General features: G+C 53.6%; 13 protein-coding genes. 5 read left to right on the top strand and 8 right to left on the bottom strand.

Annotated elements, in window-relative coordinates:
• Window positions 1-5: 5 nt before the first annotated feature.
• The 3 genes from J8I26_RS12085 (at window position 6) to J8I26_RS12075 (ending at window position 3129) form a co-directional block, all read left to right on the top strand.
• Complete coding sequence (locus J8I26_RS12085) at window positions 6-758, top strand: amino acid ABC transporter ATP-binding protein (protein WP_209607392.1); 753 nt, start codon at window positions 6-8, stop codon at window positions 756-758.
• Between the two features lie 38 nt (window positions 759-796).
• On the top strand, window positions 797-2014 hold the full coding sequence (locus J8I26_RS12080) for a PatB family C-S lyase (protein WP_209607343.1): 1218 nt from the start codon (window positions 797-799) through the stop codon (window positions 2012-2014).
• Between the two features lie 137 nt (window positions 2015-2151).
• Window positions 2152-3129 carry a D-cysteine desulfhydrase family protein gene (locus tag J8I26_RS12075; protein ID WP_280868798.1) on the top strand — a complete coding sequence of 326 codons (978 nt, stop codon included), beginning with the start codon at window positions 2152-2154 and terminating at the stop codon, window positions 3127-3129.
• Window positions 3130-3245: 116 nt separating this feature from the next.
• Here J8I26_RS12075 and J8I26_RS12070 read toward each other — a convergent pair whose 3' ends face one another.
• From J8I26_RS12070 to J8I26_RS12060, 3 genes are read right to left on the bottom strand one after another with little or no spacing between them, the layout of a single operon-like run.
• Window positions 3246-5015, bottom strand: coding sequence for a hypothetical protein (locus J8I26_RS12070; protein WP_209607341.1), 1770 nt, complete (start codon window positions 5013-5015; stop codon window positions 3246-3248).
• Complete coding sequence (locus J8I26_RS12065; protein ID WP_209607340.1) at window positions 5012-5491, bottom strand: hypothetical protein; 480 nt, start codon at window positions 5489-5491, stop codon at window positions 5012-5014. The genes J8I26_RS12070 and J8I26_RS12065 overlap by 4 nt, the downstream gene beginning before the upstream one ends.
• A complete protein-coding gene (locus tag J8I26_RS12060) occupies window positions 5488-6651 on the bottom strand; it encodes a dsDNA nuclease domain-containing protein (RefSeq protein WP_209607339.1) in 1164 nt (387 codons plus the stop codon). Before J8I26_RS12060 ends, J8I26_RS12065 begins: the two co-directional genes overlap by 4 nt.
• A 120-nt stretch (window positions 6652-6771) precedes the next feature.
• Between J8I26_RS12060 and J8I26_RS12055 the strand changes: the two genes are divergently transcribed.
• Window positions 6772-7404, top strand: a complete 633-nt coding sequence (locus tag J8I26_RS12055) for a DUF2026 family protein (RefSeq protein WP_209607338.1) — start codon at window positions 6772-6774, stop codon at window positions 7402-7404.
• A gap of 58 nt (window positions 7405-7462) precedes the next feature.
• Here J8I26_RS12055 and J8I26_RS12050 read toward each other — a convergent pair whose 3' ends face one another.
• Complete coding sequence (locus J8I26_RS12050) at window positions 7463-8662, bottom strand: MFS transporter (RefSeq protein ID WP_245200274.1); 1200 nt, start codon at window positions 8660-8662, stop codon at window positions 7463-7465.
• 99 nt (window positions 8663-8761) lie between these two features.
• Between J8I26_RS12050 and J8I26_RS12045 the strand changes: the two genes are divergently transcribed.
• Complete coding sequence (locus tag J8I26_RS12045) at window positions 8762-9565, top strand: helix-turn-helix transcriptional regulator (protein WP_245200273.1); 804 nt, start codon at window positions 8762-8764, stop codon at window positions 9563-9565.
• Window positions 9566-9612: 47 nt separating this feature from the next.
• Here J8I26_RS12045 and J8I26_RS12040 read toward each other — a convergent pair whose 3' ends face one another.
• From J8I26_RS12040 to J8I26_RS12025, 4 genes are read right to left on the bottom strand one after another with little or no spacing between them, the layout of a single operon-like run.
• On the bottom strand, window positions 9613-10644 hold the full coding sequence (locus J8I26_RS12040) for an ABC transporter ATP-binding protein (protein ID WP_209607335.1): 1032 nt from the start codon (window positions 10642-10644) through the stop codon (window positions 9613-9615).
• Complete coding sequence (locus tag J8I26_RS12035) at window positions 10644-11450, bottom strand: ABC transporter permease (protein WP_209607334.1); 807 nt, start codon at window positions 11448-11450, stop codon at window positions 10644-10646. The genes J8I26_RS12040 and J8I26_RS12035 overlap by 1 nt, the downstream gene beginning before the upstream one ends.
• A complete protein-coding gene (locus tag J8I26_RS12030; RefSeq protein WP_209607333.1) occupies window positions 11447-12346 on the bottom strand; it encodes an ABC transporter permease in 900 nt (299 codons plus the stop codon). The genes J8I26_RS12035 and J8I26_RS12030 overlap by 4 nt, the downstream gene beginning before the upstream one ends.
• Window positions 12343-13401, bottom strand: coding sequence for an extracellular solute-binding protein (locus J8I26_RS12025; RefSeq protein ID WP_209607332.1), 1059 nt, complete (start codon window positions 13399-13401; stop codon window positions 12343-12345). Before J8I26_RS12025 ends, J8I26_RS12030 begins: the two co-directional genes overlap by 4 nt.
• Between the last annotated feature and the right edge of the window lie 302 nt (window positions 13402-13703).

Below are 13703 nucleotides of genomic sequence, written 5' to 3'. Positions count from 1 at the left end.
CCACGATGATTCATGCAGAAGGAATCAAAAAATCCTACGGCCAGAACGACGTTCTCAAAGGTGTAAACCTATCCGTCGCTGCGGGTTCGGTCACCTGCATCATCGGTCCGTCGGGTTCTGGAAAGAGCACCTTTTTACGCTGCATCAATCACCTTGAAAAGATCAACGATGGCCTGATGCTGGTCGACGGTGATTTCGTGGGATATCGACTCCAAAACGACAAGCTGTACGAGCTTTCGGACGCTCAAATCTGCGAACGTCGGGCCGACATTGGCATGGTCTTCCAGCACTTCAATCTGTTCCCGCACATGACAGTGCTGGAGAACCTCACCGAAGCTCCTCTTCAAGTTCGCAAGGGCAACAAGCAGCACGCGCGAAAGCATGCGATGGAGCTGCTGGCTCGCGTCGGCCTCGACCACAAGGCATCTGCCTATCCCCGGCATCTGTCCGGCGGCCAGCAGCAACGTGTCGCGATCGCCAGAGCGCTGGCAATGCGGCCGAAAGTCATGTTATTCGACGAACCGACGTCGGCTCTTGACCCAGAACTAGTGGGAGAGGTGCTCAGCGTGATGAAAGACCTGGCTCGCGATGGGATGACCATGGTGATCGTGACCCATGAAATAGGCTTTGCACGGGAAGTCGCTGATCAACTGGTATTCATGGACGGCGGCGTTGTAGTTGAGACAGGCGATCCTCGCGAAATGATCGCCAATCCCAAATCGGCAAGAACCCGTGAATTCTTGGGCCGGGTTCTCTGACCAAGAGCACCAGTAGAAAACTAGATAGGAAAGATGCAATGAATTCACTGACCAAACCGGAAAATATTTCGTCGCTGCACCAAGGCGGGCATAACGAGTTTGACGAGATTCCGGACCGTACACTTATCAGCACCGCTAAATGGGAAATGGAGTTCGAGCGAACCGGCAATCGCAATCTTCTCGGATTCGGTACTGCGGACATGGACTTTCGCTCTGCCGCCCCAATCGCCGCGGCGTTGGAGCGCACTGCAAAAATCGGACATTTCGGCTACCCGTTCAAGCAGGCTGGCTACTACGATGCAATCATCGGATTCTACAAGCGCAAGTTCGGATGGGATATTAAGCGTGAATGGATCTCCCACAGCACCGGCATCTATCCCTCGATGCGTCCGCTGATTGATCAGCTGACCGAACCTGGCGACGAAATCATCTACCAGTCGCCAGTCCACTTCCAGTTTCGAAACATCATCGCTGCCGGTCGCCGCGTTCCCGTGGCCAATCCATTGATGAAACGAGGCGATCGCTACGAAATCGACTTCGACCATCTGGAGAGTGTCGTGAGCCCGCGCACCCGGATGCTGCTGCTGTGCAATCCTCACAATCCTGTCGGTCGGGTCTGGACGCATGAAGAACTGAAGCGCTTGGCGGACTTTTGTGTCCAGCGCAACATTATCGTGCTCTCCGACGAGGTGTATTGTGGGTTGCTATTCAAGGGGCACAGCTTCATCCCCTTCGCTAGCATTTCGCCCGAAGCCTCGATGATTACCGTGACGCTCACGTCCGCAAGCAAGATGTTCAACCTGACTGGATTGAAGCATTCGCAGGTAATTACCGAAAGCCCACGTTTGATGGCTGCCTACTTGGAAGGCCTCAAGCAAGATGCCTCCGGCTACGGTGGATCGCTGTTCGGCCAAGCTGCCGCAGAGGCGGCCTATCGTGACTGTGACGATTGGCTCGACCGACTGATGGAATATGTGACGGAGAACTATCACTTCGCCAGCGAGTTCTTCGAGAGGGAGTTACCAGACATCAAAGTGTACCCAATGGAATCGACCTACTTCATGTGGCTCGACATTTCCAAGTACGGGATCGGCGATGCTGAGATGCGTGAGTACTTCGAGCAGAAGCACGAAATTGTTCTGAACTATGGAATTGATTTGGGCATTGGCGGCGAAGGACATATTCGCTTCAACATCGGCACACCCCGGCAACTGCTTATCCAGGGCCTGGAACGAATGAAGCAAGCTCTGTCCTGATATTGAAATGATCTTGAGGGGCTCGATTGGGCCATTGAAACGCCAGCCTATTCATCGGCTGGCGTTCTTTTTCGCACCGTCAGTGCTCGCCATGCCTCACTCTCGCCCGCATCCTTCAACCAATCCACCTATTACACATGACGCCTCTTTCACTCTTCCCACGGCAGTCTCTCGGCTGCTTTCCCACCCCGGTACAACCGCTTCTGCGTATGAGTCACGAGCTTGGTATCGAACTGAGCGTCAAGCGTGATGACTTGAGCGGCCTCGCCGCCGGTGGGAATAAGGTGCGCAAGCTGGAATACTTGGTGGCCGACGCAATCAAGCAGGGCGCTACGGTTCTGATCACTGCTGGCGCCATCCAGTCGAACCACGTCCTCCAGACCGTTGCTGCCGCACGAAAAAGCGGCCTTCGAGCCGTTGCCGTCCTGCACGGCAAGGCCCCTGAAAAGCCTTCCGGCAATTTTCTATTCAACACCTTACTGGGTGCCGAGATTCATTATCTGGACTCTGATCGCTTTGTCGAAGATGTCATCGGATACATGGCCAGGTGCGGTGATGATCTGACCAAGCAGGGTGAGAAAGCCTACATCGTCCCGGTGGGCGGATCGAATGCACTGGGAGCACTAGGCTATGTTGAATGTGCGAGAGAGCTGGCTGAGCAATATCGTGGCGCCGGTCAACAGCCGCCCGAATTTCTGGTGACTGCTACCGGCTCGGTCGGGACGTATGCCGGCCTAGTTGCAGGATGCGCCTACTATTGGCCCGAAACGAAGATTGCGGGTATTGTGGTCACCACCAATTACTTCGCTCAACGCGAGAATGTCGTCACCCTCACGAATGAGACGGCCAAACTAGCAGGCATCCCACGCACCTGGACCGCAGACGACCTGAACCTGAAGTACGACTACGTAGGCCCGGGGTACGGAATCCGCAGCGATGCTGGCAACAAAGCGATCGATCGCCTCGCTCGCGCAGAAGGGATCTTCCTGGATCCAACCTATACCGGAAAAGTCTTCGCCGGTTTAATTGGTGAAGTCGAAAAGGGAGCGATTCCGAAAAATAGCCGTGTTCTCTTTGTCCATACCGGTGGATCGACCGCGCTACTGGCTACTTGAGATGGTGCGACGATGTACTCAATACGTGAAAACGTGATGAATGCTCGCCCACTTCCTAGCCACGCAATTGAAAACGCCAGCCGCAGAAAGCGGCTGGCGTATCTCTTCTGCAAATCTTAAGGAAGTCGTGTTCCGGGAGTACCTAAGTACATAGGCTGCTCCTTACCTGGATAACTTGGCCGCCACTCAACGTCACCGCTCTCTAGCACATGCTGGTATTCAGTAGACGAGATGATGACCTGACCATTCAGTCTCACGCAAACCGCGTATAGCTCCTTAAGATATCTCGCAAGATCATCACCGTTCAACTCGTGCTGCTTTGGCGTATCCAACACCATGAAGCGGAATGGATTATCGGGCTCCTCAAGATATGCCTCAAAAATTGCGGCGTGAATGGCCAAGACTACCCGTGCTCGTCCGCTGCCCGTGAACGGCTCCATCGTTTCATTGCCAAACATGAATTTGAAATTGTGGTCAATAGAGACGTCACGGGAAATATTTACAACGTGGATAATTTCCATCCACCGTATTACATAGTTACGGATCTTTAAGCGGAGCTTGCTGAACTCAACGTCCAACCGACCGTTATTCGAGAGTGTCGCAATTCGATCATGTAGTGTGGATCGGTCATTGTCGAATTGAATGTACTTTCTTCGCTCCTCAGAAAGAACTTGGATCGATACACGCTTTCGTTCTACGTCCAGAAGCTGTTTCGTCAGCGTCTGTACCGCCTCAATCAATGTTCCAGTTCCATCCGACGCGGCATTCTTTTCGAGTTTGGACAGAATCAGTACTCGTTCATTCTCTTCCGTCTGCAATCGCCTTTCAATCTCTTCCAGCTGGATTTCGGCGCGAGCTGAATTCGATTCCAGATCTTTAAGCTGATCTTTCAAATACAGCAAATTCTTTGCATACGATTCCGAACTGGATAAAAATAGTCCGCAATCGGGCCGTTGGCAGATATCCAGGAAATTTTCCAGTGCTCGCTTAGCTTCCTCATTCAGGGAAAGCGTCGTCCTCTCACCTTGAATCTCACTCCTGATTGAGTCAATTCCCGCAACACGCGTTCTCAGCTCGAACTGTTGTCGCCGCGTTGCTCGGATCTGCTCCTCCTTAACAGCCAGGAGGTCATGTAAAGCATCTTTGGCCGCCCCCTTTGAGTCAGCACTCTCTCTCAGCTCATCCAATTGCTTTGAAAGTGAAGATGACAATTCATCCAAAATTTTCTTGTTTTGTAATGAGTCGTCAACGCTGGCTGAAAGATCTGCCACTACTCTCTGCTGCAGAACGTATCGCTGTTGCGCTATCTCTAGTTGCTCTTTGGCTTTCAGAAGATCCTTTGCCGCTTCGTATGACCGCTTCGGAGGAAGGCCAAACACGAAACGAATCATCTCGACAAATTGATCCTGGATGAAAGTGTTCGATGGTCTATACGGCTCAAGATATCCGCCATCCTGGCGCACATAAAAAATTGGAAATACCGTAGACACATACGGCTGCGTCGATTTTTTGTTCGATCCGACCAAGACAGGCGGCTTCATACCAAACGTCTGGAATAGCGCGGACGAGAAGTCGGCCTCGTTAAAATATTCCCGCGTTGTCGTCGCAGTTCTCACCACGAGATGGAAGTCGTTCCCGATATCTCTTGAAAATCGATATTGAGAACCTTGATATTCGATTGTTAGCTCAATAGCCGAACACTGGTCCTTGATATCTTCTCTGAAAGTGGTGTGATAACCCAAGCAAAATGCCATGCCTTGCATAAGAGGCGTCTTACCACTTTCATTCTCTGCGTATAGCGACGTAGTTCGCTCACCAAATTGCAGAAGAGGACTTTCCCAACCTGATTTCCCTCGGGGGATAAATTGTAGAGACAGCAGCTTCATTCCACCGCCTCCGAAATCCGACGTTCCGCTCGAATATTGATAAAGCTCCTCTCAATATGCACAAGAGCATGGCTTAACGGCGAGTTGCCGTTCGAGACATAATTCACAACTTCTCTACCTTTTTCGGTTGTCGAGATCGCACGAGTTTGTCCTTCGACAGAAGCAAGGCCTGCTCTCTCTAAAAACGTCAAAGCATTCACCGTTCTAATCCGCAGATTCGCAGACCATCCGATATCCTGCGACGAGCCGCGAAAACCTGCCACCGTTCTCTCCAAACACTCCCCAACCACCTGGCCTAACTCAGAGAGCAATGGCTTGCTCTTTCCCTTCGAGATGGTGAGTATCACCATAGCCAACAGCGGAAGCTGGAATAGAGCCTCGTTATTAAGCGACGATTGGAAAATTGCCCCTTCTGGAAATGGTGGAAGTTTCAGTTTTCGCGCTGTGGCTTCTCGAAAAAATTCCTCAAAATTCATTTCGCGTAGCTCCTGACCAAAACCGAATTAATACCCCCGAAGAGAAGATCGCTTGTGAGTCCTTCAAACTTGAGCACATGCGGTTCCTCTGAAAGCGCTTTAATAAGCTTCAAAAGTTCTTCGAACTCCGCTCCAGCTCTTACCCAAAGAGCTGTCACGTCATCAAGTCTCTTAAGTAATAAAGCTAAATCAATGTGCAGATATACGTTCCGAGCGGTACGATGCCAAAGATCCCAATTTACTTTTTGCTGGGCACAAAAGGCGATCATCTCATCATCGCAACCAGCTTTCTTGAACCATCGCTGGATGACTGAAGCTGATCTCAGTGCCTTGGGTTCCTCGCCGTCCAAGAGTGCTTGATAGGCAGATTTTGAGATGCTAAGTACGCTCAGTAAATCATTGATTCGAACACCTGCAAGTTCTGGGATTTTCTCAGGTGGAACGTTGTGAAGTGGGATTTTGGATTTCTCGTAGACCATGTTCACCAGACCATTGGCAAGCTCGTCCGCTTCGTAATGGTCTAGATCGATCTCACTGTAGTCGAACACGGTCCTTCGTGCTTCGGTGCAAAATGAATCACGTGTTTCGGAGATATATCGCACTGCGGGCTTGAGCGACAATTTGCTCAGAGTTTCAGCACCGAAGTCATCATCTCGCTCTGTGAGCTCAAAGATCGCAGAAAAATTCTCAGCGAGAAATTTTGCAGCCTTTCCAACCGGAGCTTTTCCGCGTAATTCTTCTACCGCAGTAACAACATCATCATTGAAGTAGACGTTGGATAGCAGCGTGACTTCGGCACATTGATCGGTGAATACGATACCCCGCACCAAGAGTTTCCCGGCAAAACTCTGCTTAACTTTCTCTAGGCTTTCTTGATCTTTCTTTTGCCCGCTTTTTTTCAGTGAAAATATATCAGCGAGGGTCCATTGCTGATGCAATCGCTTCTTAGTCTTTACCTGAAAAAAATGATATACCGCGCGGCCGTTGATCGTGCGCTGGACAACAAAATCTTCATGAAAATCGCAGTACACACAGTCGACGCCCTTACCCTCCAATATCTCTAGCGCAGCGTACGCGGCTGCCTGAAATTGCATATCGAAGCGCGTAATCGTATCTCGGCCGACAACTTCCCCAGGTGCAGTAGCCTCAATAGCTTTCATTTCCCCACCTATTTTTTTAGTTGAGAGAAATGTAACATATGAGGTTGATCTATAGTTGGCGGCCGATAGCACCATTCACTTTTATCCATTCATAGAAAAACGACTTTCAGAGACCAGACAATGACAGATCCTCTTCTTTCGATCGCAGACTATCGTCGTATTTACGAGGTTATCTACACCGTGCTTGAAGCTTCCGAAATCGCTACGACGCATAGGGCGTGCCTATTCTTTGCATCTGCCGGCACGCTCATTTTGCGCGAACACTACGGATTTGCTGCCACGATCAGTACAGGCTGTCTGGCACTAGTCGTCGACGGAAGAACGCCACCAAATACAGTGATTTACGGGCGGCAAGAAGATGGTTGCTTTCAAATCGATAGCGATGCTTTTCACGCCTGGGTTGAATGTGATGGTTGGCTCATTGACTTCATGGCGCCGATCATGAATATCTCATTACGCGAAGATGGCTGTGACTGGGATATTCCGCGGAAAATGCTACAAAAGCGGTTGACGTCCAAGAAGCAACACCTGTCAGAGCTGAACCAGGAAGGTGATTTCTTCATCGACCACGACTCTTCTTTGGCGGAGTCCTTGATTGATGAACAGCCAGAGCAGTTTGCCGACCTACTTGGCGTTTGCGTAAGCTGGTTTAAGCGGCCGCCTCAGCCACTACCAAAGGTCGGGATGATGGATAACTACGGCACCGTCACGTATCTGTCAGCGGCGGCGCCAGAGATTGAGGCCGCATGGTAAAACCAGTTGGGTTGGTACCGCTACAACCTGGTTGGCACGGTACCCGAAATATCCCTTTTTACCCCAAATACCCATCTCCCAGCGTTCGGTCCCTTCCGGCGTAGAAGCCGAATACGCCCATCACAATCGCCAGCCCAATGCCGGTCTCTAGAATCGGACTCCAGTCGTTCGACTGGCCATGTACCCAGCCAGCCACCGTAGGGCCGGCCGCGCTGCACAAGAAATTCACGCACTGGGCCATCCCTGACAGCGATGCCGCCTCGGTAGGCCCACCAGTCCGCAGTCCCATGAACATGAACGACAGCAGGACTGCACAGGAACTGCACATTCCGAAGAGAAATACCCAAACCGGTGACGCTGCCGGGTGAATCAGAAGCCCCGTCAAGGCGATCACCTGTAGAAGACTGACCATGACCGTGATCGCCCTCTGATCCTTCATGCGTCCAACCAAAGGTCCGAGAAGAAGCCCAGGAACAATGGCTGCCAGCTGCATGAACCCCAATAATGAGCCAGCAGCAGCTGCTGACATACCAGTGTCAGTCAGTAATGTGGGCAGCCAAGTGATCAACACGTAGAACAGCACGGAATTGATAGTCATAAACAAGGTGACCTGCCAAGCGAGGGGAGATTGCCATACATTGATTGATGCCGCAGCCTGACTAGTTGTCGAAATGGGCTGCGCCCCGTGCTCGCCCCGCGCCATCCAGAGCAATACCGCCGACATAGGGAAGAGAATCGTCACGCCCAGAGCACCTTGCCAGCCCCAATGCTCAGAGATGGGAATGGCTGCCGCTGACGCCATGGCTGCAGACAGCCCAATAAACACCCCACAAATACCGGTGATAGTGGGAACCTTGTTAGGGAAGTCCCGTTTGACCATACCTGGGAAAAGTACGTTGGCCACAGCGATTCCTACTCCGACCAAGCCGGTTCCCACGTACAAGCTGAGCACTGCTCCTGACGAACGGATCAAGACGCCGATTGCCACTACGGCAAGCGACAAGAACATGGTTCGCTCTATTCCGTAGCGACGCGATACTCGCCCGGCGATCGGGGCAAGGATACCGAATGCCAAGAGCGGCAAGGTAGTCAGAAAGCCGGCTTGAGCCGGAGAGAGCGTCAATGCTTGTTCAAGAATCTGAATAACTGCGCCTACACTAGCGGTCGGCGCGCGTAGCGTAGTGGCTATCAGCACCAAGCTGGCCAAGAACAGAAGGGGACGCGCGGCACTAGGCGCCAAAGAAGATTGAGAGTGCATATCGTAATCACGGTTAAGTTGGGCTGTGAAGATTAAGCTTCTCGGCCTCGACCGAATACAGATATGATGTCAATCAATCCCTAAATGTTGCCAATTACTATGAGCGCGAAATCCGAGCCGTTGCGCTGGACCTTCGGTGAAACCGCATCTTCGGTGCCAGTCATCGGCATGCACGCCGAAGTCTCGGACCAACAAAGCGAAATCCCAGTACACCAGCATTCGCACGCGCAAATGATCATCTCTCTTAAGGGAGCTGTGACGTGTGAAGTGCCGAAGTCGGTATGGATGGTCCCCCCTCATTGCGCTGTATGGATCCCGGGGGAAATGCCGCATAGCATTCGCGCGACCGCCAATTCAAGAGTCTGCTATCTGTTTGTAGCCCCAGGTGCGCTCAGTCTTTCCGAGAGCTGCTGCACGATTGCAATCTCTCCACTGGTGCGCGAGCTGATCCTAGACATTGCGGACCGCCCATCGACATATGCACTGGATAGCACGACGGCCTTAAAGGCCCGCGTGCTGCTGGCTGAATTGCAAGAAATGCCCATTGAGCACCTGTATTTGCCTACGTCGAGTGAGCCGCGCATGCACAGGCTGACCGAAATGTTGCTGGCGGATCCCGGCGATCGCCGCACACTAGAGGAATGGGGAAAGCATCTGGCGATGAGCGAGCGCTCACTTGCGCGGCTGGTGGTGCGAGAATCTGGCTTGTCGTTCGGCCGTTGGCGCCAGCAGCTGCACCTGATTGTGGCAATGCGCCAGCTCGCAGCAGGAGACACCGTGCAGCGAGTGGCCAACCATCTGGGCTATGACTCGGTCAATGCGTTCATCACGATGTTCAAGAAGATCGTCGGCAAGCCGCCAGCGCGCTACTTCGCTGAGCTGGAGCAGTCATCAACCTCCTGACACATTGAGCGCCATGGAGCCTTCAGGAGGGCCCCATGGCTACACCGTCAGATCTGGCGGATGCGGTCGACTGGCAGATAGAACTGCATCGCACCACCCTCGGCGAGCGCCTCGCGGCGTGCCCACTGGGTCACGTCCACCAGTAGCGGCTGCTCCCGGTGCTCCATCTTCACCTCGGCCAGCTGAGTCGCGCCCTGGAAGTAGATGGAATCAATCTGGCCAGCCAGTTTGATGCTGTCCTTCTCCTGGTCGATCGCGACATCCTCCGGCCGGAAGAACCACGATCCCTGAGTAAGCACGGCGCCAGCGCCCTGACTTTCGACCTGATGCTTCGTGAAGAAAGTGCCGTCGACAAAGTTGCCGCGTCCGATGAAGTTGGCCACGAACTTGGTCTGCGGCTCTCTGTATAGCGTTGTGGGCTGAGCGCACTGGTCAATCCGGCCTGAATTCATCACTGCGATCCGGTCCGACATGAGAAGAGCCTCTTCCTGGTCATGGGTCACGAAGATGGTCGTAATGCCCAACGACTTCTGGATATGACGAACGTCGCGCTGCAAATCCTCCCGCAGCTTCCGATCCAGTGCACTGAAAGGCTCGTCCAGCAACAACAGGTCCGGCTCGATGACCAGTGCTCGCGCCAAGGCGACACGCTGTTGCTGGCCGCCGCTCAGCTGCGAGATCTTTCGTTGAGCGAAATCCCTCATATGCACGATCTTGAGCATTTCTCCCACACGCCGACTGCGCTCGGCAGGAGCGATTCCGCGCATCTTCAAGCCATACTCCACGTTTTGCTCAACGGTCATGTGGGGAAACAGTGCGTATGACTGGAAAACGATTCCGATATTGCGCTTCTCCGGCGGCAACTGATCGATGCGCTTGCCCTCGATAGAAATCGCACCTGCCGTTGCACTCTCAAAGCCGGCTATCATCATGAGGGTCGTACTCTTGCCGCAGCCGGACGGACCGAGCAACGAAACGAATTCCCCTTTTTTGATATCCAGATTGACGTTATTCACAGCGTAGGCATCGCCGTACTGCTTCACCAGGTCGGTCAGCTGGAGATAGGATTTGTTGTTCATTAGACGGCTCCCGTTCTGGCGGCGCGCACGGCAAATGCGATAAACACGCCAATGATAATCAGTTGAATGATGGAAAATGCTGCGACCCCGGGGTCGAAGTTGTATTGCATGTAGTTGAAGATGGCCACCGGGATCGTGATGTTGTCCGCGGTGGTGACGAACAGCGAGACCGGGATGTTCACTACGGACACAATGAAAGCAAAGGATGCACCGGCCGTGAGACCAGGCAGCATCAGAGGCAAGGTGACCGTCCAGAACGTGCGCATCTTTCCCGCGCCGAGACTTCTGGCGCCACGTTCGTAGGAGCTCGGCATGTCGGTCAATACGGCCACCGACGTTCTCAGAACATAGGGAGCGCCAATGATGGTGTGGCCGAAAATTAGCGTCCATATGCTCAGCTCCAGTCCCAACCAGCTCCAGAAGAAGAGCAGTGCCACGCCATAGACGATCCAGGGAACAGTCAACGAAGACAGACACAGGACGTACACCAAGTTGCGGCCCTTGAACTTGTTGCGCGCGATCACCAGCGCTGCCGGCACAGCCACTAGCACAGACAAGAGCGTGGAGCTGAAGGCCACGATCAAACTGTTCTGGACAGAGATCGCAAAGTTCGGATTAGCCGGCAGACCTTCATACCATTGCGTGCTGAATCCCTTGGGCGGGAAGTTGATATATGCAGAGGTGTCGAACGAAATCAGAAACACCACCGCCAGCGGGAAAATCAGGAGCAAGCTGATTAAAAATACATAGCTGCCCAACGCCATCTTTTTCGCTGGCATTTTGGTCTGAATGATATTGGTCGTCATGCCGGATCCTTCAGTTTGTTGAAATAGCGCAGCTGAATGAAGAGCACGGTCAAGGCAATACCCGTCAGGATGACCGACAGCGCCGCAGCAGTGGCACGGTCATTGGCCACCGTGAGCTGCTCGCCAATGGCCACGGGCAACATCACCGTACTAGATCCGCCCAGCAGCAGTGGAATCACAAATGCCCCGCAGCTCTGCATGAAAACGATCAGCATGCCGGCCGCGACGCCTTCCAGGCTCAGGGGGAAGGTAATGGTGAGAAATACCTTCCACGCAGGTGCCCCGAGACTTGTCGCCGCATGTTCCAAGGCTGGCTTGATATTGCGTAGGACGCTCTCCAGCGGCAGGACCATGAACGTGAAGCTGACGTGTGCCAGGCCAATCACAACTGCGGACACTCCGTATGAGAGTGGCAGCGGATCTGAGATGACGCCCAGCCCCATCAGAACGCTATTGACCACACCCGACTGCCCCAACATGATCAACCAGCCGACCGTGAGCATGTTCATACCCACCGCCAGCGGGGTGAAGGTAATGAGGTAGCACGGGGCAACCCACCGCGATTTCGACCTGGCAAGGAAGAACGCAATCGGATAGGCCAGAACAGCATTCAACACAGCGACCCCGGCACTCACCGCCATCGTGAAACCGAGAACCTTCCAGAAGTACCCTGACTGGAAGGTGGCGACATACTTACTCGAATCGAAAGCGAAATCAGCCCAGGCGCCAGGATCGCCGCCCAGGCTGATGAAGAAGATGAGTAGGCCGGGCACAACGTAGCCGACTAACATCAGCGCTACCATCGGCAGCGCCCCAGCCAGATTCCATTTGATGCGTGCGACCGGCACCTGTGTATTGGGTGTTGCCGACATGGTCGGCGCTGATGTGTTTGTCATCCCCGAATCTCCGCGTTCCAGCGAGCAATCATCTGCGGTGTCGCTTTGATCAGCTCGCGCATGTTCGGTGCCACGCCTTCGCTGGCCGGCATCACGCGAGACTTTGTCGCTTCGGGAATGATCACCTTCCGATTGGTCGGTGTGTACTGAATCAGCTTGTAGTACTCCAGGAGCGGTTCCGGATCCAGCAGTGTGTTGACCCATTCCATGGCCAGGTCGGTGTTTCCGCCCTTGACTACCTGCGCGAAGACCAGTGAGAACAGGGAGCTGGGCTTCAGACGCTTGAACTCTAGGCTCTGGTCACCAGCATCCATCATGGCGTAGACGCGGCCATCCCACAGCCAGCCAATCTCGGCGTCACGCGACACAATCAGTCGTTCGGCCTCGATCGCGGTACCCCAGAACTTGGTGACGTAGGGCTTGATCTTGCGCAGGGCTGTGAATGCCGGATCCAGATTGGACATGCTGCCCCCCATACAGGTGGCGATGTGCCATATCAATTCCGGCGTCGACTGGTAAGAAATGTCCGGGAAAGCGATCTTCTTTCCGAATTCACCTCGGCCGGCGCGCTCAAAGAATTCCGGCCAGCTATCCGGCGCTTGCGCGACCTTGCGCTTGTCGAACCAGATGCCGGAGGTGCCGTACTGGTAGGAAACGCCGTAGCCCTCCACCAGATCCGAGAAGATCGGGGGAATATCTTTCAGATTCGGCACCTTCTCTGGTGTCAGCTTCAGAACCTGCTGCTTGTCGACCAAGGTAATGGCTTGCACCGGCGCATTGTCGACGGCGTCCAGCGGCGGGCGATTGGGTTGCGACATGATCTGCGCGGTCCACTGCGCTGACCCGCCGAGGACGATGCGAACGTCCGCACCGGTGCGCTTCTTGAACAGCGGCGCGAAGTGGTTGCGAATCGATTGCTCCCAGCGCCCGCCCAAGCTCGTCACGGTGATGTGCTTGTCTGCAGCGAACACCAGCGACGAATTCAGTCCCAGTGCGGTGGTGGCTCCACCGGCGGCCATGGTTGCCAAAAACTTACGACGTGCTTCAACAGTCATGAAATTCCCCTTCTATCGGTCGGTTTGTCTGGCGTAGGTGCCTTGACGGATGTGGTTACTCGTTGCAGCTCCCCTTGGCGGGCGAGCAAGTGCTTATTCGGACCGCGGTGATTGCGGTCGTGCGATGGGTAGGTCTGTCGTGTTGCCCTCCTTTGTCGGTCTCCATACAAATTCGTGGCGCTCACTGCGGCCACGAAAAATTGTATAAACTACGCAAATGTCGTGCCACAAAGATGTATCTCTGATCATGTTTATAATTGTCGTATACAGAGATTTATTTGTTATTTGCCCGAGTATAGAGC

Source organism: Herbaspirillum sp. LeCh32-8 (assembly GCF_017814915.1).
Taxonomy (GTDB): Bacteria; Pseudomonadota; Gammaproteobacteria; order Burkholderiales; family Burkholderiaceae_D; genus Herbaspirillum.
This window is presented reverse-complemented; position numbering and strand designations above follow the sequence as displayed.